Below are 24,159 nucleotides of genomic sequence, written 5' to 3'. Positions count from 1 at the left end.
AACAATATTTTTCTAACACATTATCTACTCTTCACCATAGGAGGTGCTTAAAGTGAATCAAAAAGTGTACACATCAATATTTTATGGAATAATAGCATTAGCACTTTTTGGCTTAATTGCTCAGTTGATAAACGATCCAGCAAAATTATTACAACGATTTTTGTTTATTGGATTAATCCTTTTAATTATTTATTTTATTTATAGAGTTTTTTCATCTTCAAATAGTCAAAGAAGCCATCAAGACTCCTATCGTAAGGCTGCAAAACAAACAATAAAAAAATATAACACTCAAAAATCTAGCTCGTTTAAAAAATCGATTAACAAATCAAAGCCCACTTCAAGAAAAAGTACCTCCACGCCTTTGTTAAAAAAACGATCAAAGGATGCAAGTCACTTAACTGTGATTGAGGGTGAAAAGGGCAAAAAGAAAGACCGTGCTTCCTACTAAGCACGGTCTTTCTTTTTGGACAATTCAATCAATCTAAACACCATTAATTTGAAAGAAAAAGACTGTGCTCTATTTCGAAACACAGTCTTCTTATTTTTTTGAATTCGATTGCTCTTCATTCGATTTTTGAATATATTTTAATGCTTCAATTCGATTTTTATCTTCTTCAAAGAATTGTACAAGTTCTCCTATTCGATCAATTGCTTCCCAACTCATATGATGTTCCATTCCTTCAACATCTTGATAAATTAAGTTTTCATCCACACCAATAATTCTTAAGAATTGCTCTAGTAATACATGGCGATAGACAAGTTTTTTTCCCATTTTTTTACCTTTTTCGGTTAGGATTAACCCTCTATATTTTTCATAAATTAAGTAATCGTCTTTATCTAGTTTTTGCACCATTTTGGTTACTGACGATGGGTGTACTGATAATGCTTCAGCAATATCAGATACACGAGCATACCCTTTATCTTCAATTAAAAGGTAAATTTGTTCGATATAATCTTCCATACTAGGTGTGGGCATGTTCTTCCTCCAATACACTTATTCAAACTTTATTCCGTTACAATAAGCATCAATAAAATGATACAACACATAAACCAAAAGTGCAATTAACATGAACACATTTAAATGATAATAGATCTTCATTGTATAAGAGTATGATGAAAATAATAAGAGTGTACCTAGAAAATAGATACACTTCATTAAGTAAAATATTGAACTTCTCCATTTGGAAAATACTTTTTTATATAACCCGAAATGGTCTCTTCAATTGAAGCAGCCTCTTCCTTTTGATAAACATATTTTCCAATTCCATATTTACCCCATTTATATTTCCTTTTCTCTTCATCCATTTCAAGTTTAGTATTAGGATACCTCTCTAAAATCACCTTTTTGGCAGGCTTAGTAAACCGATGCTGTATAAGCTCAAATGTCATCTTCTCATTTGCCAATTCACCTAATGCATCCTTTAATCGAATAAAAAGCTCCTCATAGCCCTCTTCCCAATCTTCATGCATATAAATCGGTGCAACAATAAACCCAAATGGATATCCTGCATATGCAACTTTTTTCGCGGCTTCTATTCTCTCATCAAATGAACCAGTTCCGGGTTCGAAGTTTTTGATAACATACCTAGAATTAATACTGAATCTGAATGTTGTTTTTCCATTATGTTTTGCATCAAGTAAATGATCTACATGTGGAAATTTCGTTACAAATCGTAAACGACCGTATTCTGTTTCACCAATAAATTCAATCGTTTTCTTTAGAGAATGTGTTAAATAATCTATGCCAACTATATCAGAAGTACACGCAGCCTCAAACCGTGTAATCTCAGGCTCGCGTTCCTTTATATATTTCTGGGCTTGCTCAAAAATATCCTCTAAATTTACATATACCCGAATATAAGGCTTGGAACCAAGCGTTGTTTGTAAGTAGCAATAATGACAATGCCCCATACAGCCAGTAGCAAGTGGAATTGCATATTCCGCTGAAGGTTTAGATGTTTCAAACTTTAAAGTCTTACGCAACCCAACTACTAAAGTAGACTTAGCAATCCGGTATTTTTCCACATCATTTTCACCAGGTAAATTTCGAATTTGATTATGCGATGTTGTTTCTCTTATTTCTAAACCCATCTGCTCAAATTTCTCCTTTAATTCCTTTCCTAACGGATACTCTAAAGCTTGGGGCTCGAAATAAACAAGCTTTGGTATAAAAGGCTTCATATAATCTACTCCTTCTCAACTTTTTTGTTTAGTATTAACCTTGATATGAATTAAAACAGTGGAAAAGGTAGGAAGTTTCTCTTTTGATGCTCCTTTATTTTTTCGTTGATGCCTAAATTTGAATGGATTGAGGGTAATTTAATGCTGGATTTGCAATTTTTTAAAAAAATCGGATCAATTTATTAAAAAAAGGGTTAACTTTTTATAGAATTGCACTACATTTTAGGGGTTCCACTAAAATTTTGTGTTAAAGATGAAATGTATTATGCTTAAACCCCGTTGGGATACCCTTAGCCGTATCAGTGTATCTTTGATGTATTTGCAGTTTCCGTATATTTATTTGCGGTTTTCGAAATGTAATTGCACTTTTGCCTTTTTTATTTGCGATTATTGAATTTTAATTGTACTTTGACCATTTTTATTTGCACTTCTAATTTTTTTGCATTCTCACCTCATTTATTTGCACCCTTACTTCTTTTATTTGCTCCCCCAAAACTCAATGCAAAAAAAAGAAAGCCATAAAGGCTTTCAATAAAAAACTACTTACGTAAATTCCATTCCTCAGTACCATATTTAGTAGCAGCTAAATCCTGTACTTCCTTCTCTTGAGCCTCTGTTAATTCATAAGATACTAACTCAATATCTAAACCAATTTCGAAGCCTTTTTCAAATGCTTCATACAGGTCAGCCATTGTTTTAGGAGTAGAACTTTCTGCATTGATCCAAGTTGCACGATCTAAGAATCGTTTTTTCATTCTCTCTCTCACAGCGTCTGAAGAGAAAATATATAAGTCATATAACATATCAACATCAATATTTAAAGGAATTGAACCGTGCTGAAGAATTGAGCCCTTTTGTCTCGTTTGAGCACTTCCAGCAATTTTTTTATCATTTACAACAACTTCATACCATGATGGCGCATCAAAGCAAACGGCACTTGCTGGGTTTTTTAATTCATTTTTTTCTTCAGCAGTTTTTGGTACAGAAAAAGAAGCATCTAAACCAAGTAGCTTGTACCCTTCTAAAATCCCCATTGAAATCACTCGATATGCTTCTGTAACAGATACTGGCATATTTGGGTAGCTTTCTGGGACAATTACGCTATAAGTTAATTCATCGTGATGAAGCACGCTTCTTCCACCGGTTTGGCGTCTTACGAAATCACCATTGTATTTTTTTAATGCTTCTAAGCTTATTTCTTGGTTTTTTTGGAAATATCCGATTGTTACAGTAGGATTTTCCCATTCATAGAAACGCAGTGTTGGAAGAAAACCTTCTTCACTTTGCCACTTGATTAAGCATTCATCAAGAGCCATATTATAGCTACCTGATTTTACTCCGCTATTAATAAAATACCACTTTGTCTTTGTCATGTTGAAAATCTCCTCATTTTTCGATAAATTTTTACTTTTTTAATGAAAGTTTCTTGCACAATCCTACTAGAGAATTATAATAAGATAAGTAGGTAATTGAAAGGTGTTGAAAAATTTGAGTCAGTTTTTACCAATAATTTTTGTCGTACTAGGTATCATTGTATACTCAACAGTTATGTATTTCTACCAAAAACGTTTAATAAAAACGTTATCTGAGGAAGAATTTCGTGCTGGCTACCGTAAAGCTCAGCTAATTGACTTACGTGATCAAGAAGATTTTAAGAACGGCCATATATTAGGTGCTCGAAATATTCCGTTCGCACAATTAAAAACGCGTTCAAAAGAAATTCGTAAAGATCAGGCAGTCTATTTATATGATCAAATGGGTGTTCGTCCAGGACAAGCTGCACGTATTTTACGTAAACAAGGTGTAACAGAACTTTACCAACTTAAAGGCGGCTACAAACTTTGGTCTGGTAAAATTAAAAAAGGTTTATAATCCATTTAATAATGAAAAAACTACTTCATTTTTTTGAAGTAGTTTTTTTTAGTTTTATGTAGAAGTCATTAAAACCAAGCTCAAGGACGATTTTATTCTTTATGAGTTTTTGGTTTAGCGTATTTCTCACCTTTTGTATCTACCTTTATCGACTCGATGATTACTGGAGTAACAGGTTTTTCCATTGAATCCACTTCAACTGCGTCAATTTTCTTAACAATATCGATTCCTTCTGTCACTTTACCAAATGAAGCATATTGCCCATCTAGGTCAGGTGTATCGTTTGCCATTATGAAAAATTGACTTCCAGCACTATTTGGATCACCAGTTCGTGCCATAGATAGTACACCTGTTGTATGTTTCAAGTTATTTTTAAAGCCGTTTGATGTAAATTCTCCATCAATTGCATATCCTGGGCCACCGCCACCAGTTCCCTCAGGATCGCCACCTTGAATTACGAAGTCTCTAACAACTCGATGGAATGTTAATCCATTATAAAAGCCTTTGTTTGCTAGTGATATAAAATTATCTACTGTATTTGGTGCAATATTAGGATATAATTCAGCTTTAATGACACCGTAATCCTTTACCTTTATTGTTGCAATTGGTAATTTCCCATGTTTTTTACCATTTGCAGATTTTTCATTATTGCTACCACATGCTGCTAATAAGCTGATTGTTAATACAAGACAGCTTATTAAAATTGCCCTTATTGATCTTTTTAACATTTTTACTACTCCTCCTCTTTCATTTTTAGTTTACCAAATTTGACCATGTATTTTCTATAGTTTCGAAAAATTGGGAATTTTTACACAGAACAAGTTAGTTCACTTAAATAAAAAACTGCTACTCAAATATGAAATGAATAACAGTTTCTTTAATTGATTTATCCAACTCGTCTAGATGGTTCATCGATTTTATTTTTTGTAAATGGAAACCACCAATTCCATTTTCCAAATAACTGCATTAAGCTAGGAACTAAAACTAAACGAACGATTGTAGCATCCAAGAAAATGGCTATAGCAATCCCGATTCCCATCTGTTTAACGGGTACCATATCAGTAAAAGCAAATGCCCCTGTAATAACAATCATAATGGATGCCGCTGATGTGATAATACGGCTCGTCGATACTAACCCTTCTCTTGTTGAATAAGTATTATCTCCCGATTCATAGTATAGCTCTTGCATTCTCGACATTAAAAATACTTCATAGTCCATACTTAAACCGAAAACTAATCCAAAGACAAACACTGGCAAAATCAACATGATATCAGATTGAGGTAAGCCAAAATTACCACCTTGGAATAGCCAAGTAATGATTCCAAACGTTGCACTTAAAGATAATACATTCATTAAGATCGCTTTGATTGGAATGATAATGGACCTAAATGCAATCATTAATATGATAAAAGTACTAACCATTATTACAAGTAAACCGTATACAATATTATCTGTAATTTCATCAAATAATTCTTGTTCAAATTTCACTTGACCACCTATAGTATAGTCAAGTCCTTCAATTTTCCCATTGTATTTATCTTCAAAATCTCTTACCCATTGCTTCCCTTTTTCTGATTTTGGATCAGAATTCAAGAATACTTGAATATAAGTTTTATTCTTTTTAATATAGGCATCAATCGCAGGCTGAATTTTTGATGCGTTTGGAGATTTTAAAGCAGGTAATAATTGCTGAGCGTTTAAATTAACTGCATTCAACACACTTTTAACTTCATAAACATTTTTGTCATCTTCAAGCTTTTTCTGTATTTTATCTAATGCATTTACATTATTTTGCTTTAAAAAGTCCGTATTAGATTCTAGTACAATTGAGATTGTTCCATGTTTTTGAGCTTCCGGAAGAAAAGCTTTTTGATATTTTTCATAATTAATTCTCGACGCTGCATCCTTTGGTAATGCATCAATTGTAGGGATATTTAAGTGCACATCCCTAATTGGAATGACGAAAAGACCTAAAATGATTAATGATGTTAGTGCCATGATGATTGGTCTTTTCATAACGAAATTTGCAAATTTTCTCCAAACTGCTTGTTGTTGGTCTTGGCTTCGATTCGCAATGGATTTTAACGTACCTTTATTAATATTTTTACCAAGAGCTGAAAGGACTGCTGGTAAAAGAGTTAAAGATAAAAATAAACTAACTAATACAACAACTGCACCACTTATTGCGACACTTCTAAATAAATCAATATTTATGAAATACAGAGCTGATAACCCTATAAATACGCAAATACCAGAAAATATAATCGCTCTACCTGCAGTTGCAAACGTTATACTAATTGCTTCTTTCACTGTTGAATGGTTCTGTAATTCAGTCTTATAACGGCTTACGAATAATAAGGCAAAATCGATTGATAATGCTAAGCCAATCATCGGTGCAACATTTAAGACAAAGATTGATAAATCAACATGCTTACCTATAAAAAATAAAATTCCAAATGTACTTAAAATACTTATCATACCGATTATAATTGGAATTGCAGATGCAACTAAACTTCCAAATGCAAAAAATAGGACGATAAACGCAATCGGTACACCGATCATTTCTGCTTTCTTTAAGTCTTCTTGACTAGTTTTATTCATTACATCACTAATGATTGTAAATCCAGTTGTCCCTACCTTTACAGTATCATTTGAAAAAGACTCTACTTTTTTTGCGAATTTATTGTTTAGATCAACAAGCTTATCGTGATCCTTCTCATTAAATAAAAGAGATAAGTAGGCAATATTATCGTTTTTCATTCCCGGATTTATTAGAGGATGATGAAATTGTTTTATATTCTTTTCCTTTTGAACTTCCTTCACAATCCGTTCAATATCAGATTGAAATTCGACGCTTGTGGCACCCTTTTTTCGCTCGAGAATAATGATGAGTGAATCTGGCGATTGTTCAAATTCTTTTTCTAGCACATTCTTAGCTTTTTCATACTCTCCAGGTGTCCTAAAACCATCTCCATCTAAAATGCCAGGTAAATGCTTCGAATAAATACCTAGAATGATTGAAAATATAGCTAAAATTGCAATAACAATATACCGGAATTGATAAATCGATCGACCCACCTTTTTCCAAGCACTATTTTCACTTACTGTACTTTTCATTCTTCCACTCCTTATTTACATATCCTACCAATATCTTATCAAACTGATGTAAATTCGCCTATTGATTTATATTTTGAGTCAGAAAATAGAGAAAGAAAACTCTCTCGATTAAAGTCTTAAAGCGAAGACGCAGAGGGTATTTGCCACCCCGTCGTAAAGTCTGCCTCGTTGCCATTAATCTTTTATCAATGTGTAAAAAAACGCCCATAATATAAATCAAATGATTTATATTAGAGCGTTAAAATTTTGAAACTATGATGGCAATGATGATTCCAATTAATGCTCCAACAACAACTTCATATGAAGTATGACCTACTAGTTCATTTAATGCTTTATAATTTTTAATTCTTCCATGAAAAAAATCATTTAATAACTTTGCATGTTTACTAACTGCCAATCTTACACCTGAAGCATCATACATAATAATCGTCGCAAAAATTGCTGAGATTGCGAAAGTAACATTTCCAAAACCTTGTGTTAATCCAACACTTAATGCTAATCCAGTAACTGTTGAGGAATGTGAACTTGGCATACCACCTGAAGCAAAAAACTTAGATATATCAAATTCTTTTTCTTTAAATAAATGGATAATGACCTTTAAAAACTGCGCAATAAACCACGCTATAATAGCTGAAATTAATGGCTCGTTATGTAGAATTGTCAAAAGGAACCTCCTTTAAGTGTAACTAATTGTTATTCCATTATTATCTTTCTTAAATAATTGTATATTCATTAATAGCTTATAAGAACAAAATTATTTTTGTTAAATATTAAAATGTAAAGCAGATTTACTTTTGTATCAATATTATTATGTTTTTTACTTATTATTTTTATTTAATAGTTGACATATAATGGAGAATTTTAATCACATAATACAAGATTATGAAATATATAAATTTTTAATAAATTATCATTTTTGAAATTGACAATCCATATAATTCTGATAGACTTAGTTGTAATTAAAATCTAGGAGGAAGCTCATGAGCCAAACCAACGACTTAACACCCATCATTGAGGTCGTGGAATCATTACTTAATGGTTTAAGATTTGGAACAATCACATTAGTCGTTCAAGATGGGAGAATTATTCAAGTAGAAAAACAAGAAAAAATTCGATTAAAGTAAATAGGGTTCCTGCTGACTAGAAAAACTAGAGGCAGCTCAAGTCTACGTATGAAAAATGTAGATTTGAGCTGCCTTTTCTTTTTAGGATAACTTGGCTTCTTATGTCAATTGGAGGAAAAGTAAATGAGATTTGAAAATTGGAATGAGAAAAGTATACCTGACTTTTCGATTGATAATGAAACAAAAGGTGCACTTGAAGTACTCGAATGGGCTTACAAAACCTATGGTGATGATTTAGTTTATGCTTGTAGCTTTGGAGTTGAGGGAATCTTATTAATTGATTTAATTTCAAAAGTAAAACCTGATGCAAAGGTTGTTTTCTTAGAGACCGGCCTACATTTCAAGGAAACTTATGAATTAATAGACCGCGTGCAAGCTAAATATCCAAGCTTACAAATAGAAAAGAAAACACCAAGTCTAACTTTAGAAGAGCAAGCTAGTATTCATGGAGATGAGTTATGGAAGCGTGAACCAAATAAGTGCTGTAATATTCGCAAAATCTTACCACTTCAAGAAGCTCTAAAAGGTGCTCCAGCCTGGGTGTCAGGCTTAAGAAGGGAACAATCTCCTTCAAGACAAAAAACAGAATTTCTTAATCTTGATAATAAGTTCAGTTCAATTAAAATTTGCCCCTTAATCCATTGGACTTGGAAGGAAGTTTGGCGATATGTATATTACAAAAATCTCCCATACAATCCATTACACGATATAGGGTACCCAAGTATTGGTTGCGAGGTATGTACATTACCCGCTTCAAATTCTTCAGATAGCCGATCTGGTCGTTGGTCTGGTTCACAGAAAACTGAATGTGGATTACATGATTAGTTGTCTATATTAGATGCTAAAAAATGAAGGTTTATTCTTACTAACTATTAAAATAGGAAATTTTAAGGAGTGTTTAGAAATGAGTTTACCCCCACATGGCGGAGTCTTAATTAATCGATTTAATCCAGAAGTTACTGTTAAGGATGGTTTGAAGGAAATTCCTTTAGATTTAATTGCGTTAAGTGATCTAGAATTAATTGGAAATGGAGCTTATAGTCCCCTTACTGGTTATTTAGGAAAGGATGATTATGAGCAAGTCGTAAGCACAATGAGATTAAAAGACGGGACTGTATGGAGTATTCCAATTACCCTTCCTGTGAGTGGACAAATAGCTAGCAATCTAAAACTAGGAGAACAAGTTAAACTAACTTTTGAAAATAATGTGTATGGATTGTTAAAGATTGATGATATTTATACACCTAACAAATTACTTGAGGCACAGTTTGTTTATGGTACTACTGACACAAACCACCCTGGAGTAGCAAAAATGTATTCCCGTGGCGATGTTTATTTAGGTGGCGAAGTAACTGTTAATAGACAAATTAATCGTACTCAATTTACTGAACATTATTTAAGTCCAAAAGAAACGAGAGAAAATTTTGCATCATTAAATTGGAAGAAAATAGTTGGGTTTCAAACTCGTAATCCAGTTCATCGTGCCCATGAATATATTCAGAAAACCGCACTAGAAATTGTAGATGGTTTGTTCTTAAACCCATTAGTTGGAGAGACAAAATCGGACGATATTCCTGCAGAAGTCCGAATGAAAAGCTATAAAGTCTTACTTCAAAGCTATTATCCTTCTGATCGCGTATTTTTAGCCGTATTCCCTGCCGCTATGCGATATGCGGGACCGAGAGAAGCTGTGTTCCATTCGATTGTTAGAAAAAATTATGGCTGTACACATTTTATTGTTGGGCGTGATCATGCTGGCGTTGGCAATTACTACGGAACTTATGATGCACAAAAAATCTTTCAAAATTTTTCGCAAGATGAATTAGGAATCTCTCTCCTATTCTTTGAAAATAGTTTCTATTGCACAAAGTGCGAGAATATGGCATCAACCAAAACATGCCCGCATGGTAGCGAGCATCACGTAACATTATCAGGTACGAAGGTTCGTGAAATGCTAAAAAAAGGTGAACTTCCTCCTTCTGCTTTTAGTAGAAAAGAAGTTGTTGAAGTACTAATTGAAGGTTTAAAAGAACCTGAATCAATTTCTGTAGAATAGGAGAAAAGTTGAATGTCTAAAAATATCGTTTGGCATCAGGCTAGTATTTCAAAAGAAGATCGTCGACAAAAAAACAAACACCACAGCTGTATTTTATGGTTTACTGGTTTATCTGCTTCAGGTAAATCGACGATTGCTAACGAGATAGCAAAAGCCTTATACCATCTAAATGTTCAACAATACGTATTAGATGGTGATAATATTCGTCACGGCTTAAACAAAGATCTAGGTTTCACTGATTTTGACAGAACTGAAAACATAAGACGAATTGGTGAAGTAGCAAAACTTTTTGTTGATAACGGGCAAATTGTCTTAACGGCTTTTATCTCCCCTTTTATTGCTGATCGAAATATCGTTCGGTCATTAGTCGAACAAGACGAGTTTATTGAAGTTTACGTAGAATGCTCCGTTGAAACTTGTGAGAGTAGAGATCCGAAAGGACTTTATAAAAAAGCAAAAAATGGTGAAATTCAAAACTTTACGGGCATCAGTTCTCCGTATGAGGCACCAATAAATCCAGAAATTACATTAAATACTGATAAGCAATCTGTACAAGAATGTGTTGAAACAATAATACAATTTTTAAAGAGTAAAAATTATATTGGGTAAGGTGATGTTGGATGGCATTTGAAAAAATTTGGAAAGATAATCTTAAGCTAAATGAAACTGAAAAAAAGAAACTCGTTAAAGATGGACTTAAAATTTATGATGACATCCCCTACTATGCTGAAAATGGGTTTGAATCAATTCCAAAAGATCAATGGGATTTATTCAAGTGGGCTGGATGCTATTTACAAAAACCAAAGGAAGCCGGATATTTTATGATGCGAGTTAATGTTCCGTCTGGCATATTAACAAATGAACAGCTTATAACATTAGCAGAAATCGCTCGTGATTATGGTCGAGATGTATATGATATTACAACCCGACAAGCGATCCAATTTCATTGGTTAACAATTGATCAAATACCAGATATTTTCACTCGTTTAGAAAAAGTTGGGCTATCTAGTGCTGGTGCATGTGGTGATATTACACGTAATATCGTAGGAAATCCACTTGCAGGGATCGATCCGAATGAATTATTTGATACTACACCAATCGTAAAGGAAATTTATGAATTCTTTCAGTTTAATGAGGAGTTCTCCAATCTACCTAGAAAATATAAAATGTCGATCAGTACTAATAAAAATAATGCATCAAATGCAGAAATTAACTGCATTTCATTTATTCCGGCTATTAAAGAAATTGACGGCAAAGAAACTTCTGGTTTCCATTTAAAAGTTGGTGGAGGGCTTTCTTCCGCTCCACATTTAGCTCAAGAACTAGATGTTTTCTTGTTACCACATCAAGTGAAGGAAATTGCAATCGCCGTTACTACAATCTTTAGAGATTATGGGTACCGTGAGAAACGCCATCACTCTCGTTTAAAGTTTTTAGTCGCTGATTGGGGCGTTGAAAAGTTTAAAGAAGTTTTAGAAGGATATACAGGTAAGCTATTAACAAAAGGAACTGGCTTTGAAGAGTCATGGAATGCAGGATATTTTTATGGAGTTCAACCACAAAAGCAAGAAGGATTAAATTATGTTGGATTAAGTATACCTGTTGGAAGATTGCATTCTAAGGAAGTTTTTGAGTTAGCTAGAATTGTTAAAAAATACGGTAATGGTGAAATACGTAATTGTAATTCACAAAATTTAATTCTGCCAAATATTCCAACTGAAAATATTGATGAATTATTGAAAGAACCAATACTTGAAAAATTCACACCAATACCGCCAAAATTTATTGGTTACTCTGTTGCTTGTACCGGAAGTGAATACTGCAATTTAGCTTTAGTCGAAACGAAAGCTCGTATGAAGGATACAGCTGCTTATTTAGATGAAAAAATTACTTTGGATGTACCTGTTAGAATTCATATGGTTGGTTGCCCTAACTCTTGTGGTCAAAGAGCAATCGCTGATATCGGACTTCAAGGAATTAAGGCTCGTAATGATAAAAAAGAATTAGTAGAGGCTTTTGAAATCTATGTAGGTGGAACATTAGCCAACGGTGGGAAATTAAATGAAAAATTAAAAGGGAAGGTTGAATCCCCTGCCCTCCACCTAGTATTAGAAAAATTCTTGCAGCACTTTAGCGAAAATAAACTACCTTCAGAAACCTTTTTAGATTATGTTTCAAGAGTTGGAATTGAAGAATTACAAACCTATTTAACTTCCATTCTTGAAACTGTCAATGCATCTTAAAGAAAGTCGGTGACCTATGTTTTTATATCGATTTGAGGCAACAATCGAAAGCCGTATCGTTCCTATTGTTATATTAGCAAGCGATGATGAAAAAGCATTTAAACTAGTTGATACAGAACTTGAAAAGTTTTATGTTAAGAAACCGGACGTTAAAGAACTACTGATGTATGAAAAAAAGAAAGTTAGTCAAAGTGGTGGATTTGTTTTAGATTTAGAAGTTTTAAGTAAACGATGATGATGAGGTGTGTGGAATGATTGGAAAAGTTTATTTAGTTGGTGCTGGACCAGGAGATGTTGATCTAATTACTGTAAAAGGACTAAAGTGCATTCAAAATGCAGATGTCATTATATATGACCGACTAGTTAATAAGGGACTATTAGAGTATGCAAAAGAATCCGTCGAATTAATATACGCTGGTAAACTCCCAAACTACCATGCATTAAAACAAGAAACAATAAATGCTTTCTTAGTGAAGTATGCAAAAAAAGGAAAAAACGTAGTTCGATTAAAAGGTGGAGATCCTTTCATTTTTGGTCGTGGTGGGGAAGAAGCAACTTATCTTGTAGAACGTGGTGTCTCCTTTGAAATCGTTCCTGGCATTACATCAGGTATAGCAGCTCCAGCTTATGCTGGTATACCTGTCACACATCGTGATTATAGTAGTTCCTTTGCTTTTGTAACAGGTCATTGCAAAGAAGAGGATACAGTTAAATGGGCCTCTTTAGCAAAAGGCATTGACACACTAGCAATTTATATGGGGGTTAATAACTTACCGTATATTCGTCACCAACTAATTTCAAATGGAAAACATCAAGACACACCCGTTGCCCTGATTCACTATGGTACTACTGAACAACAGCGAACTGTCATTAGTACATTAAAAAATGTAATAACAGACGTTGAAAAAGAAAAAATAACTAATCCTAGTATGATTATCGTAGGAGAAGTCGTTAAATTACACCATCAATTACAATGGTTTGAGACTAACTATAACGTGATCACTGAACAGAAAAACATTAATTATTCTAGTCTATAAATTCTCCCTTAAAATGGAATGAGGTGCTTTAGAATGGATGCAATCTTATATGTATGTCATGGAAGCCGTGTAAAATCGGCTGTCCATTCAGCCATACAATTTGTTAAAAAAGTACAAAAACAAATCGATTGCCCTGTTCAAGAAATTAGTTTTATTGAACTCGCAGAACCATCAATTTCAGTAGGATTAGAGAATTGTTTGCGTAAAGGAGCAAAATCGGTAACAGTATTGCCGGTTTTACTCCTTTCTGCAAATCATGCAAAGGTGGATATTCCTCTTGAAATCGCGAAATTTCAAAAGGAATATCCACACATAAAAATAAAAATTGCCACTCCAATCGGAATACACAAAAATATGATCGAATTAATCCAAAAGCGAATAAATGAAAAGGTTAAGCATTTAATAAAGCCAACTAAAATACTACTAGTTGGACGAGGAAGTAGTGATCCATTAACGATAAATGATTTCAATTCAATCGTTAAACTCCTTGAAGCAAATTTAAAGCATCCTATTCTCCCCGCTTTTATGGCCGTTTCAAAGCCGTCGATTCACGAAGCATGGAATCAACTATTGACAGAAAAAAATCATCAAGTAATAATCGTTCCGTATTTATTTTTTTCAGGAACTCTTATGAATGAATTAAAAGAAAAAATTAATTCGTTACCTCTAGAAATGCAATATAACTGGATATTATGTGAAACCTTAGGGTACGATCACTTAATTACATCAATTTTTACTGAAAGAATACTTGAAGCTCAAACAAAGGAATTATATACTGCAATAAAATAAAAGCTCTTGTTTCCTCAAATAGAAAACAAGAGCTTTTATTTTTCATTTATTTACTTTCAACTTTAATAAAATTTGTTGGTTGGTAAGTTGGAAGAGTCTGTAAGAATCGATTAATCCTTTTTGTAGCTTCAATTAATTGATTTAATGAAGTTGCATAAGAACATCGAATATACCCTTCACCACAATCTCCAAAAACATTTCCCGGGACGACCGCTACTCTCTCTTTTAATAATAATTGTTCAGCGAACTCCTCTGATGTTAAGCCCGTATTCTGTATTGATGGGAATACATAAAAAGCTCCACCAGGAAGATGACATGATAATCCAATTTCCTGAAGAGATTGCACAAGAAAATTACGACGTTGCATATAACTGCGTCGCATTGCTTCTACATCATGATCTCCATTTCGAAGTGCTTCAACTGCAGCATGCTGTGACATAGTTGGTGCACACATAATTGCATATTGATGAACTTTAAGCATATGAGAAATAATGTCCGAAGGTGCTGCAACAATTCCAAGTCTCCAGCCTGTCATTGCAAATGTTTTAGAAAATCCAGAAATTAAAATTGTATGGTCTCGCATTCCTTCGATATTTGCAAAGCTTGTATATTGGCCATCATAAACAAGCTCAGCATAAATTTCATCAGAAATGACAATTAAATTATGTTTTTTAACAAATACGGCTAAATCCTCTAATAATTCTTTTTCTAGTAGAGTACCTGTTGGATTATTAGGATTACAAAGTAAGATCGCTTTTGTTTTCGGTGTAAGTTTCTTTTTCAACGCTTGAAGATTGATTTTAAACTCTTCTTCTCCCGTCGTTGATAAATGCACTGGAACACCGCCTGCTAGTGAAACTAAAGGAGCATATGAAACAAAGCATGGATCAATAACGATTACTTCGTCCCCAGGATTTAAAATTGTTCTTAAAGCAATATCAATCCCTTGACTTGCCCCTACTGTTATAATTAATTCATCTTCTGGACTATAATGCACATCAAATTTCTTAGCAAAATAACGACTTACTTCCTGGCGTAATTCTAGCAGTCCAGCATTTGAAGTATATGCCGTATGTCCTGTTTCTAACGAATGAATACTAGCTTCCCTAACATTCCAAGGCGTGACAAAATCAGGTTCACCTACTCCAAGTGAAATGACATTATCCATACTAGCCGCTAAATCAAAAAACTTTCGAATCCCAGATGGTTGTAGTGTAGTTACTGTATTTGATAAATTAAATTTACTCATGGCGTGATCACCATGCGCTTATCGCTTTGTTTTTGACCGTATACGATACTATCATGTTTATAACGTTTTAAAATAAAATGGGTAGTCGTTGATAAGATAGATTCTAAAGTCGATAGTTTTTGGGATACAAATGATGCAATTGATGTCATTGTTTTCCCTTCAACTACAACCGATAGGTCATATGTTCCGGACATTAAATAAACTGATTTAACTTCTGGGTATAAATAGATTTTTTCAGCAATCTCATCAAACCCTACGCCACGTTTTGGAGCTACTTTTACATCAATCATAGCAGTTATACTTTCTTGAACTGGAACTTTTCCCCAATCAATAAGCGTAATATATTGAAGAATAATACGATCGTTTTCAAATTTTGTTAATATATCAGCTACCTCTTCTTCTGTAGCTCCAATCATTTTTGCTATCACGTCATTACTTAAGCGTCCATTTTGTTCAATACACTGAAGTAATTGTATTTCTTTTTCTGTCATATTCTTATACTCCTTATGTATTCCATTTTATGGAATTACGTTAAATGTTCATTCTATTCATCTATATTTAATTAAATTAGTTAGATGACACTTTTGAGAAGAATTCTTCATAAATAACTTGTACTGCATTTTTCTCGTCATATGATTTTACTCCAAACATCATACTTACTTCTGAAGAACCTTGGTTTATCATTTCAATATTTATTCCCGCATTTGCTAACGCTATACTTGCTCTTGCAGTAGTACCAACATTATGACGCATCCCCTCACCTACTAACATGATCAAAGCAAGGTCTCTTTCAACGACCACATGGTCAGCATCTAATTCATCTTGGATCCGATTAATAATTTGAAATTCTAATTCAACTGGTAATTGATTTTGACGAATAATAATCGATATATCGTCAATTCCACTTGGCTGATGCTCATATGAAATCTGATAATCCTCAAGTATTTGCAATAATTTACGCCCAAATCCTACTTCTCTGTTCATTAAATACTTGCTTATATATATACTACAAAATCCATTATCACTCGCGATCCCAATTAAAGGACCGTTTGATAACGTACGTTCCTTAACGATTCGTGTACCGGGAGCTATTGGATTATTCGTATTTTTAATGTTTACTGGAATTCCAGCTTGAAAGGCAGGGATCAATGCTTCGTCATGAAATACGTTAAAGCCTGCATATGATAACTCTCTCATTTCTCGATAAGTTAATTCCTTAATCTCCTTTGGATTACGAATAATCGTAGGATTTACAGAAAAAACTGCATCAACATCAGTAAAGTTTTCATATAAAGTAGCTTTAACTCCGTTGGCAACAACAGAACCAGTAATATCTGAGCCACTGCGAGAAAATGTAACGATATGTCCATCTTCTGAATAGCCAAAAAATCCTGGGAAAATAAGAATTCCAGATTTTTTTCTCAATTCAAATAAGTTCTCATAGCTTTTCGCTAAAACTTGGGCATGTCCTGGTTCATTTGTAACAAATAAACCTGCTTCTTTTGGATTAATATAACTTGCCTCAAGTTCTTTTAACTGAAAATATGACGCTACTAATCTAGCACAATTATCTTCCCCACATGCCATAACAGCATCCATATATCTTGCAGGATGATCCTTTTCACTACTTAAAGAAAGTTCGATACCTAGTGAAATTTCATTCATAATATCCTCAGATAAACCTAATCCACTTGCAATTTCGGAATACCTTTGAATAATTTGATGGAATTCTTTCGAATAATCCTTTCCCTGTAGAGCAAGTTGTGCGCAACTAATTAGTAAATCGGTAACTTTGATATCATCTGGAAATCTTTTACCTGGTGCAGATACAACGATAATTTTACGCTCAACATCTGATGTAACAATCTGAAATACTTTTTCAATTTGTCCCGAAGTGGCTAATGAAGACCCACCAAACTTTACGATTTTCATTTTTATTACCCCTAATTTAGTTAATTTTCAGTTAAAAATAATGTTACAATTATCCTCCTTATGCGAGAAAAAATCAACACCAATTAATAAGTTTTTTGGGAAATTTTAGTATGTTACAAAAAGAATTTGATATTGTTGTGGGTTTTTATTCAATCAAGTGAAAAGAATGGCAATAAGAAATTATAGATTCTTTAGGGTAAAGTTTAGGTTTATTAAAGCAAGGAATTAAATGTAGATAATGGAGAAAGCAAGGGTAAAGGTATACTAGTAGTTTTTAAAGACTCTATTACTCTTTAGCCCCTCCTCCTCCCCAGTTCTTCCTTTATGCCTTATATTACTTTTTATCCATTTTAATATTGTATAAAAATGCAATTATAAATAATATTAAAAATATTTAATTTTTCTTAGGTGCGTAGTAATAGCCAGTTTTTAAATTTAACTGAAAATTCACACTAGAGCAAAGTAACTTTAACAATTCTTCCCTATTCTTAGTAAGTAACCTACTAGCGATTTAGGAGGGAGAATATATTGAATTGGAACGTATTGAAAAAAGCAGTTCTTGCTTTTGTTCTTACGACTACAGTATCTGCAGGAGTATTTATGGTTTCTGGTAATCCGGCTGCAAGAAACATTCCTATTAACACCAAGAAAGATAAGAACCGTTTCATTCAAGTACAATTACTTGGCATTAATGATTTTCATGGACAATTAGATACGACTCGAAAATTTAACGGCAGAAATGTTGGCGGAGTAGCATATCTTTCCGCATATTTGAATCAAAAGAAAAAAGAAAATAAAAATACTATTTTAGTTCATGCTGGTGACATGGTTGGTGGTAGTCCTCCAATCTCTTCATTTCTTCAGGATGAACCTACAATTGATGTATTAAACAAGATGGGTTTTGACTATGGGACTCTAGGAAATCATGAATTCGATCGTGGTGTGAATGAAATGTTGAGGTTGATCCGAGGCGGAAACAATCAAAAAACTGGTTATTTTACTGGGGCAAATTTTCCGTATATATGTGCCAACGTTATCGACGTTAAAACTGGTAAGACCCTTCTGCCTCCATACGGTATAAAAAATATTAATGGCGTACCGATTGGATTTATAGGCGTCGTAATTAAAGATACTCCAAAAATTGCACCACCAAATAAAACAGATGGCGTAAAGTTTATTGATGAAGTAAAAGCAATCAATCATTCAGTAAAAACACTTAAAAAACAAGGTGTAAAAACGATTGTAGTGCTGGCACATAATGGTGGAAATCAGTCCAAAGCAAATGGAAATGCGACAGGTGAAATCGTTAGAATGGCAAAAAAAATGGATGATGAAGTTGACGTTATAATTTCTGGACATACACATACTTATCTTAACAAAGAAGTAGACGGAAAGCTGATTGTTCAATCCTACTCTTATGGAATATCTTTCTCCGATATTCAGTTAACAATTGATCCTAATACGAAAGATATTGTAGACAAAAAGGCACGTATAAAAATGGTCTACCAAGATGTTATTAAACCAGATCATGAAATAAAAAAAATGATACAAAATTATGTATCTAAAATTGAATCGATCGTAAATAAAGTCGTTGGAAAAGCTGCAAGCGACATTTTAAGTAAGAAGAATCATAATGGAGAATCTAGTTTAGGAAATATGATTGCAGATTCACAACGACTTGCAATGAAGTCTGATTTCGCATTTATGAACTTTAGTGGAATACGTGCTGATCTTCCAAAAGGGGATGTAACTTTGAATGAATTGATCACGATCCAACCATTTAAAATTAAACTCGTTAAAATGACATTAACTGGTGAACAAATCCGGGAACTTCTCAATCAGCAATGGCAGGAACATGATAGTGTTCGGATTCTACAAATATCAGGTTTAAAATATACTTGGGATAATACAAAAGATTCTGGTCAAAAAGTAATTAATATCAAGCGAACAGATGGTACCCCAATTAACCCACAAACTAGTTATACTGTCACTACTAATAGCTATCTTGCTAATGGCGGTGACAATTTCTCGATATTTCTATCAGGTAAAGATAAAGTAGTAGGTCCAACAGACTTTGATGCATTTGAAGATTATGTGAAGGAACAAAAGCAACCATTGATCCAGGCATTTGATGGTCGGATTAATCGGATTAAATAGATTTTAAGAAGGTCCAAAAACACGGTTTCTTTTTGATTAGATTCTATATTACTATTCAGAAATATATCCATAAAAAAAGTTCCCTTCGATGAGGGAACTTTTTGATTTATGCTTTAATATAACGTAATACAGGTCTACGAGCTGCTAAAGTTTCGTCAAGACGACTTACAACAGTTGTATGTGGAGCCTCTTGAACGATTTCTGGATTTTCTTCAGCTTCTTTAGCAATTGTAATCATTGCATCGATGAACGCATCTAAAGTTTCTTTCGATTCTGTTTCAGTTGGTTCAATCATGATACACTCTTCCACGTTTAATGGGAAGTAGATTGTTGGTGGGTGGTAACCAAAGTCTAATAGGCGTTTAGCAATATCTAAAGTACGAACACCTAATTTCTTTTGACGTTTTCCACTTAAAACGAACTCATGCTTACAATGACGATCGAATGGTAGATCGAAATGAGGCTCTAAACGACGCATCATGTAGTTAGCGTTTAGTACCGCATCTTCAGTTACTTGTTTTAATCCTTCAGGACCCATTGAACGAATATAAGTATATGCTCTTACATTAATTCCAAAGTTTCCGAAGAAAGGTTTAACACGACCAATTGTTTCTGGACGGTCTGAATTTAATACGTACTCATCTCCAACCTTCTCAACAATTGGTGCTGGTAAGTAAGGAATTAAATCTGCTTTAACTCCAACAGGACCAGAACCAGGACCACCTCCACCGTGAGGACCAGTGAATGTTTTATGAAGATTTAAGTGAACTACGTCAAATCCCATGTCTCCTGGGCGAGCTTTACTTAATACAGCATTTAAGTTTGCTCCATCATAGTAAACTTTACCACCAGCAGCGTGGATGATCTCAGAGATTTCATAAATATCTTCTTCGAAAAGACCTAATGTATTAGGGTTTGTAAGCATTAATGCTGCAACATTCTCATCAACTACACGACGTAAATCGTCAAGGTCAACTAAACCTTTTTCATTAGATTTAACAGTGATTGTTTCAAAGCCTGCTACAGTAGCTGATGCTGGGTTTGTACCGTGAGCAGAGTCAGGTACGATTACTTTAGTACGGTTGAAGTCACCGCGGCTTTCGTGATAAGCACGGATAATCATTAATCCAGTCCACTCACCATGTGCACCAGCAGCTGGCTGTAACGTTACTTCATCCATACCAGTAATTTCTTTTAATTCTTGTTGAAGCTCATGCATTAATTCAAGAGCACCTTGCACTGTATATTCATCTTGAAGTGGATGAATATGTGCAAAACCTGCGAAACGTGCTACAGCTTCATTGATTTTTGGATTGTATTTCATCGTACATGACCCAAGTGGATAGAACCCTGAATCTAAACCATGATTACGTTTAGATAACGCAGTATAATGGCGCATTAAATCTAATTCAGAAACCTCTGGTAATTCCGCTTTTTCTTTACGAATATACGCACTTGGAATAACTTCATTAATATCAATTTCTTCTACATCCATTGTAGGAAGACTATATGCTATACGACCTTCTTTACTTATCTCAAAAACTAACGGTTGATCCTTCAGCATGTTGAATCCCCTTTCCGTCTACTAATAATGCTAATTCTTCTACAAATGTATCAATATGTTGTTTAGAACGTAATTCAGTTACTGCGATTAGCATGTGATTTGCCATAGTAGGTTCAACTTTAGCTAAGTCATAACCACCGATAATTTTCTTAGTAAATAATTGTTTATTGACTTCAGATACGTTTTGTTTTACGTCAATTACAAGTTCGTTGAATGCAGCACCTTGGAATACAACTGAGATACCGTTTTCAATTAATTTTTTCTTCATATATTGAGTACGAACAATATTTTGCATTGCCATTTCTACAGCACCATTTTTTCCAAGAGCTGTCATTGCAACTGAAGCTGCTAATGCATTAAGCGCTTGGTTAGAACAAATATTTGAAGTTGCTTTATCACGACGGATATGTTGTTCACGAGCTTGAAGTGTTAATACAAATCCGCGACGACCTTCACCATCAACAGTTTGACCAACTAAGCGACCTGGCATTTTACGCATTAATTTAGTAGTAGTTGCAAAGTATCCGCAGTGAGGTCCACCAAATTGAGTAGGAATACCAAATGTTTGCGCGTCACCAGCAACGATATCTGCTCCAAATTCTCCTGGAGGAGTTAAAGCTGCTAATGCTAATGGGTTACTTGAAACAACGAATAAACTTTTACCAGTATGTGCAATTGGTTCGATTTCAGCTAATTCTTCTACTTGTCCATAGAAGTTAGGATATTGAACAACAACACATGCTACATTGTCATTCATTTCATTTTTTAATTCTTCAATATCAGTTCTTCCATCTTTAATGCCAATTTCAACAACCTCTAAGTGTTGACCTTTAGCATAAGATAAGATAACTTCACGTGATTGTGGATGAACACCTTTTGATACTAAAATACGTTTTTTACCATTGTGACCTGCTGCTAAAGTAGTTGCTTCTGCTAAAGAAGTACCACCGTCATACATTGACGAGTTTGCTACATCCATCCCTGTTAATTCACAAATCATTGTTTGGAATTCAAAAATTGCTTGAAGTTCACCTTGAGAAATCTCAGGTTGATATGGAGTGTAAGCTGTATAGAACTCTGAACGTGAAATTACATGATCTACAACAGTTGGTAAGTAATGATCATAAACACCCGCTCCTAAGAAAGATACATACTCTTTTAAATTGGCATTTTTATTAGCTAATTCAGTTAATTCTTTTAATAAATCAGATTCAGATTTTGCTTTTTTAATATTTAATAATCCATTAAATCGAACTTTTTCAGGAATATCACTAAATAATTCATCAACTGATGAAACACCTACTACTTTTAACATCTCTTGACGATCTTGCTCTGTCGTTGGTAAATAACGATGCATTAAGGTAATCCCCTTTCTCCCCCTAGTTACTTCTTCTCTCTTTTGTAAAATGGTTTTGAAACTACTACTGCTTTTAATTTTTTATTTCGAATTTCAACTTCAAGTTCAGTACCTAAAGCAGAAAATTCAGATTTGATTAATGCAAGTCCAATATTTTTCTTTAATGTTGGAGATTGCGTACCACTTGTTACTTCACCAATTACTTCCCCGTTTACATATACAGGATAGTGAGTTCTTGGAATACCTTTGTCAATCATTTCAATTCCAACAAGTTTACGAGGTACACCTTGCTCTTTTTGATTTTTCAGAACTTCTTTACCGAAGAAATCTTCTTCTTTATTTAATTTCACAGCAAAGCCGATACCAGCTTCTAATGGAGTAATGTCTTTAGTTAGTTCTTGACCATATAATGCTAGAGCTGCTTCGAAACGAAGTGTATCACGAGCACCTAATCCACATGGTTTTAAACCGTCTTCCTTACCTGCTTCTAAAAGTAAAGTCCAAAGCTTAGAAGCATCTTCTGCAGCTAAGTATAATTCGTATCCATCTTCACCTGTGTAGCCTGTACGTGAAACTAAAACATTTAAATCACCAATTAATACATTATCTTTGAAAGTAAAATATTTAATATCAGCAACGTTCTCATTCGTTAAACGTTGTAAAATTGCAACAGATTTTGGCCCTTGAAGAGCTAATTGTGCAACTTCATTACTTTTATTAACTACTTTTACATCACCTTCAACATGTGAAATTAACCATGCGAAATCTTTTTCAATATTAGACGCATTTACAACTAATAAATAGTGTTCATCGTTATACTTATAAACTAGTAAGTCGTCTACCGTTCCAGCATTTTCATAGCACATTGCTGTATATAATGCGCCTTCTTCATTTAATTTTGAAATATCATTTGTCATCATTTTTTGTAAATATTTAAGACTATCTTTACCAGTTACTTCAATTTCTCCCATGTGTGAAACATCAAATAAACCAGCTGCTGTACGAACAGCTTCGTGTTCATCTTTAATGCTCGAAAATTGCACAGGTAGCTCCCAGCCACCAAAATCAATTGTTTTACCACCTAAAACTTTGTAATCTTCAAACAATGGTGTGCGTAATAAAGTCGTCATGTAGCCATTTCCCCCTTATCTACATGCTAGCATGTTGGAAAACTAAATTAATAGTTCGTCCAGCTAACCATTAAATAATTTACATATTTTGTATATTTTCGGAAAAACTAGTAGAAAACAAGAAAATATTATCAAACTATATTAGTTAACTGTTTTTTCTTAACAATAAGAGTTTTTTGTTTAATAAAAGAATAATAAATTTTTACTTTTTTCTACACTATTATCCTAACATTAAACGACAAGTTTCAGCAATATCAAAGTGAATTTTTTTATAAATAAAACAACGAACATTATAGCAGTTATTTCACTATAACGTTCATGATTAACCAATATAAAAATGAAATAGGTGA

Annotated in this window: 23 protein-coding genes; 11 read left to right on the top strand and 12 right to left on the bottom strand. The window is 33.7% G+C overall.

Annotated features, from left to right (window positions below; genetic code table 11):
* The first annotated feature begins 52 nt into the window (after nt 1-52).
* Nucleotides 53-448, top strand: coding sequence for an SA1362 family protein (locus ACFVRR_RS08990; RefSeq protein WP_097978554.1), 396 nt, complete (start codon nt 53-55; stop codon nt 446-448).
* 90 nt (nt 449-538) lie between these two features.
* On the opposite strand, the gene mntR is transcribed toward ACFVRR_RS08990, so the two are convergent.
* From mntR to ACFVRR_RS08975, 3 genes are all read right to left on the bottom strand, one after another.
* Complete coding sequence (gene mntR / locus ACFVRR_RS08985) at nt 539-976, bottom strand: transcriptional regulator MntR (protein ID WP_097978553.1); 438 nt, start codon at nt 974-976, stop codon at nt 539-541.
* A gap of 179 nt (nt 977-1,155) precedes the next feature.
* Complete coding sequence (gene splB, locus ACFVRR_RS08980) at nt 1,156-2,181, bottom strand: spore photoproduct lyase (RefSeq protein ID WP_387327250.1); 1,026 nt, start codon at nt 2,179-2,181, stop codon at nt 1,156-1,158.
* A gap of 539 nt (nt 2,182-2,720) precedes the next feature.
* Nucleotides 2,721-3,554: a lipoate--protein ligase family protein gene (locus ACFVRR_RS08975; RefSeq protein WP_097978551.1), complete on the bottom strand. Its 834-nt coding sequence runs from the start codon at nt 3,552-3,554 to the stop codon at nt 2,721-2,723.
* Nucleotides 3,555-3,729: 175 nt separating this feature from the next.
* Here ACFVRR_RS08975 and ACFVRR_RS08970 point away from each other — a divergent pair, with 175 nt between their 5' ends.
* Nucleotides 3,730-4,053 (top strand): rhodanese-like domain-containing protein, encoded by a 324-nt coding sequence (locus ACFVRR_RS08970; RefSeq protein ID WP_082459617.1) that lies wholly within the window; start codon nt 3,730-3,732, stop codon nt 4,051-4,053.
* Nucleotides 4,054-4,145: 92 nt separating this feature from the next.
* Here the strand turns inward: ACFVRR_RS08970 and ACFVRR_RS08965 are convergent, their stop codons facing one another.
* The 3 genes from ACFVRR_RS08965 to ACFVRR_RS08955 all read right to left on the bottom strand — a co-directional run bounded on the left by ACFVRR_RS08965 (nt 4,146) and on the right by ACFVRR_RS08955 (nt 7,835).
* Nucleotides 4,146-4,781, bottom strand: coding sequence for a peptidylprolyl isomerase (locus ACFVRR_RS08965; RefSeq protein WP_387327245.1), 636 nt, complete (start codon nt 4,779-4,781; stop codon nt 4,146-4,148).
* A 158-nt stretch (nt 4,782-4,939) separates the two neighbouring features.
* Nucleotides 4,940-7,171 carry an MMPL family transporter gene (locus ACFVRR_RS08960; RefSeq protein ID WP_387327242.1) on the bottom strand — a complete coding sequence of 744 codons (2,232 nt, stop codon included), beginning with the start codon at nt 7,169-7,171 and terminating at the stop codon, nt 4,940-4,942.
* Nucleotides 7,172-7,409: 238 nt separating this feature from the next.
* Entirely contained in the window at nt 7,410-7,835 is a 426-nt protein-coding gene (locus ACFVRR_RS08955) for a divergent PAP2 family protein (RefSeq protein ID WP_387327239.1), read from the bottom strand.
* Nucleotides 7,836-8,151: 316 nt separating this feature from the next.
* On the opposite strand from ACFVRR_RS08955, the gene ACFVRR_RS08950 reads away from it, so the two are divergent.
* The 8 genes from ACFVRR_RS08950 to ACFVRR_RS08915 all read left to right on the top strand — a co-directional run bounded on the left by ACFVRR_RS08950 (nt 8,152) and on the right by ACFVRR_RS08915 (nt 14,420).
* Nucleotides 8,152-8,295, top strand: a complete 144-nt coding sequence (locus ACFVRR_RS08950; protein WP_097978548.1) for a YezD family protein — start codon at nt 8,152-8,154, stop codon at nt 8,293-8,295.
* A gap of 123 nt (nt 8,296-8,418) precedes the next feature.
* Entirely contained in the window at nt 8,419-9,120 is a 702-nt protein-coding gene (locus tag ACFVRR_RS08945; RefSeq protein WP_097978547.1) for a phosphoadenylyl-sulfate reductase, read from the top strand.
* A gap of 79 nt (nt 9,121-9,199) precedes the next feature.
* Complete coding sequence (gene sat / locus ACFVRR_RS08940; RefSeq protein ID WP_387327235.1) at nt 9,200-10,351, top strand: sulfate adenylyltransferase; 1,152 nt, start codon at nt 9,200-9,202, stop codon at nt 10,349-10,351.
* 12 nt (nt 10,352-10,363) lie between these two features.
* Nucleotides 10,364-10,960, top strand: a complete 597-nt coding sequence (gene cysC / locus ACFVRR_RS08935) for an adenylyl-sulfate kinase (protein WP_387327232.1) — start codon at nt 10,364-10,366, stop codon at nt 10,958-10,960.
* Nucleotides 10,961-10,971: 11 nt separating this feature from the next.
* Nucleotides 10,972-12,594 carry a nitrite/sulfite reductase gene (locus tag ACFVRR_RS08930; protein WP_387327230.1) on the top strand — a complete coding sequence of 541 codons (1,623 nt, stop codon included), beginning with the start codon at nt 10,972-10,974 and terminating at the stop codon, nt 12,592-12,594.
* A gap of 16 nt (nt 12,595-12,610) precedes the next feature.
* Nucleotides 12,611-12,829, top strand: coding sequence for a DUF3906 family protein (locus ACFVRR_RS08925; protein ID WP_097978543.1), 219 nt, complete (start codon nt 12,611-12,613; stop codon nt 12,827-12,829).
* A gap of 16 nt (nt 12,830-12,845) precedes the next feature.
* Nucleotides 12,846-13,631 carry a uroporphyrinogen-III C-methyltransferase gene (cobA, locus tag ACFVRR_RS08920; protein ID WP_387327226.1) on the top strand — a complete coding sequence of 262 codons (786 nt, stop codon included), beginning with the start codon at nt 12,846-12,848 and terminating at the stop codon, nt 13,629-13,631.
* A 33-nt stretch (nt 13,632-13,664) separates the two neighbouring features.
* Nucleotides 13,665-14,420 (top strand): sirohydrochlorin chelatase, encoded by a 756-nt coding sequence (locus tag ACFVRR_RS08915; RefSeq protein WP_387327224.1) that lies wholly within the window; start codon nt 13,665-13,667, stop codon nt 14,418-14,420.
* A gap of 46 nt (nt 14,421-14,466) precedes the next feature.
* Here ACFVRR_RS08915 and ACFVRR_RS08910 read toward each other — a convergent pair whose 3' ends face one another.
* From ACFVRR_RS08910 to ACFVRR_RS08900, 3 genes are all read right to left on the bottom strand, one after another.
* On the bottom strand, nt 14,467-15,669 hold the full coding sequence (locus ACFVRR_RS08910; RefSeq protein WP_387327221.1) for an aminotransferase: 1,203 nt from the start codon (nt 15,667-15,669) through the stop codon (nt 14,467-14,469).
* Entirely contained in the window at nt 15,666-16,160 is a 495-nt protein-coding gene (locus ACFVRR_RS08905; RefSeq protein ID WP_056475086.1) for an Lrp/AsnC family transcriptional regulator, read from the bottom strand. Before ACFVRR_RS08905 ends, ACFVRR_RS08910 begins: the two co-directional genes overlap by 4 nt.
* Nucleotides 16,161-16,236: 76 nt before the next feature.
* Nucleotides 16,237-17,601 carry an aspartate kinase gene (locus ACFVRR_RS08900; protein WP_387327218.1) on the bottom strand — a complete coding sequence of 455 codons (1,365 nt, stop codon included), beginning with the start codon at nt 17,599-17,601 and terminating at the stop codon, nt 16,237-16,239.
* Between the two features lie 600 nt (nt 17,602-18,201).
* On the opposite strand from ACFVRR_RS08900, the gene ACFVRR_RS08895 reads away from it, so the two are divergent.
* Nucleotides 18,202-19,758 (top strand): bifunctional metallophosphatase/5'-nucleotidase, encoded by a 1,557-nt coding sequence (locus ACFVRR_RS08895; RefSeq protein ID WP_387327827.1) that lies wholly within the window; start codon nt 18,202-18,204, stop codon nt 19,756-19,758.
* 106 nt (nt 19,759-19,864) lie between these two features.
* Here the strand turns inward: ACFVRR_RS08895 and gcvPB are convergent, their stop codons facing one another.
* Genes gcvPB through gcvT form a run of 3 tightly spaced genes read right to left on the bottom strand, consistent with a single transcriptional unit; the run spans nt 19,865 to nt 23,809 of the window.
* Nucleotides 19,865-21,322 carry an aminomethyl-transferring glycine dehydrogenase subunit GcvPB gene (gene gcvPB / locus ACFVRR_RS08890; RefSeq protein ID WP_387327215.1) on the bottom strand — a complete coding sequence of 486 codons (1,458 nt, stop codon included), beginning with the start codon at nt 21,320-21,322 and terminating at the stop codon, nt 19,865-19,867.
* Complete coding sequence (gene gcvPA, locus ACFVRR_RS08885; protein WP_387327212.1) at nt 21,294-22,679, bottom strand: aminomethyl-transferring glycine dehydrogenase subunit GcvPA; 1,386 nt, start codon at nt 22,677-22,679, stop codon at nt 21,294-21,296. The genes gcvPB and gcvPA overlap by 29 nt, the downstream gene beginning before the upstream one ends.
* 26 nt (nt 22,680-22,705) lie before the next feature.
* The gene (gcvT, locus tag ACFVRR_RS08880) at nt 22,706-23,809 is read right to left on the bottom strand and encodes a glycine cleavage system aminomethyltransferase GcvT (protein WP_387327209.1); all 1,104 of its coding nucleotides are present in this window, start codon (nt 23,807-23,809) and stop codon (nt 22,706-22,708) included.
* Between the last annotated feature and the right edge of the window lie 350 nt (nt 23,810-24,159).

This window comes from Gottfriedia sp. NPDC057948 (assembly GCF_042887255.1).
Taxonomy (GTDB): domain Bacteria; phylum Bacillota; class Bacilli; order Bacillales; family Bacillaceae_G; genus Gottfriedia.
The sequence above is the reverse complement of the archived record's forward strand: the minus strand, read 5'-3'. Positions and strand labels throughout refer to the sequence as shown.

Coding starts and splice junctions, on each gene's coding strand:
- mntR (WP_097978553.1), bottom strand. CDS start 976: ATGCCCACACCTAGTATGGAAGATTATATCGAACAAATTTACCTTTTA.
- splB (WP_387327250.1), bottom strand. CDS start 2,181: ATGAAGCCTTTTATACCAAAGCTTGTTTATTTCGAGCCCCAAGCTTTA.
- ACFVRR_RS08975 (WP_097978551.1), bottom strand. CDS start 3,554: ATGACAAAGACAAAGTGGTATTTTATTAATAGCGGAGTAAAATCAGGT.
- ACFVRR_RS08970 (WP_082459617.1), top strand. CDS start 3,730: ATGTATTTCTACCAAAAACGTTTAATAAAAACGTTATCTGAGGAAGAA.
- ACFVRR_RS08965 (WP_387327245.1), bottom strand. CDS start 4,781: ATGTTAAAAAGATCAATAAGGGCAATTTTAATAAGCTGTCTTGTATTA.
- ACFVRR_RS08960 (WP_387327242.1), bottom strand. CDS start 7,171: ATGAAAAGTACAGTAAGTGAAAATAGTGCTTGGAAAAAGGTGGGTCGA.
- ACFVRR_RS08950 (WP_097978548.1), top strand. CDS start 8,152: ATGAGCCAAACCAACGACTTAACACCCATCATTGAGGTCGTGGAATCA.
- ACFVRR_RS08945 (WP_097978547.1), top strand. CDS start 8,419: ATGAGATTTGAAAATTGGAATGAGAAAAGTATACCTGACTTTTCGATT.
- sat (WP_387327235.1), top strand. CDS start 9,200: ATGAGTTTACCCCCACATGGCGGAGTCTTAATTAATCGATTTAATCCA.
- cysC (WP_387327232.1), top strand. CDS start 10,364: ATGTCTAAAAATATCGTTTGGCATCAGGCTAGTATTTCAAAAGAAGAT.
- ACFVRR_RS08930 (WP_387327230.1), top strand. CDS start 10,972: ATGGCATTTGAAAAAATTTGGAAAGATAATCTTAAGCTAAATGAAACT.
- ACFVRR_RS08925 (WP_097978543.1), top strand. CDS start 12,611: ATGTTTTTATATCGATTTGAGGCAACAATCGAAAGCCGTATCGTTCCT.
- cobA (WP_387327226.1), top strand. CDS start 12,846: ATGATTGGAAAAGTTTATTTAGTTGGTGCTGGACCAGGAGATGTTGAT.
- ACFVRR_RS08915 (WP_387327224.1), top strand. CDS start 13,665: ATGGATGCAATCTTATATGTATGTCATGGAAGCCGTGTAAAATCGGCT.
- ACFVRR_RS08910 (WP_387327221.1), bottom strand. CDS start 15,669: ATGAGTAAATTTAATTTATCAAATACAGTAACTACACTACAACCATCT.
- ACFVRR_RS08905 (WP_056475086.1), bottom strand. CDS start 16,160: ATGACAGAAAAAGAAATACAATTACTTCAGTGTATTGAACAAAATGGA.
- ACFVRR_RS08900 (WP_387327218.1), bottom strand. CDS start 17,601: ATGAAAATCGTAAAGTTTGGTGGGTCTTCATTAGCCACTTCGGGACAA.
- ACFVRR_RS08895 (WP_387327827.1), top strand. CDS start 18,202: ATGGTTTCTGGTAATCCGGCTGCAAGAAACATTCCTATTAACACCAAG.
- gcvPB (WP_387327215.1), bottom strand. CDS start 21,322: ATGCTGAAGGATCAACCGTTAGTTTTTGAGATAAGTAAAGAAGGTCGT.
- gcvPA (WP_387327212.1), bottom strand. CDS start 22,679: ATGCATCGTTATTTACCAACGACAGAGCAAGATCGTCAAGAGATGTTA.
- gcvT (WP_387327209.1), bottom strand. CDS start 23,809: ATGACGACTTTATTACGCACACCATTGTTTGAAGATTACAAAGTTTTA.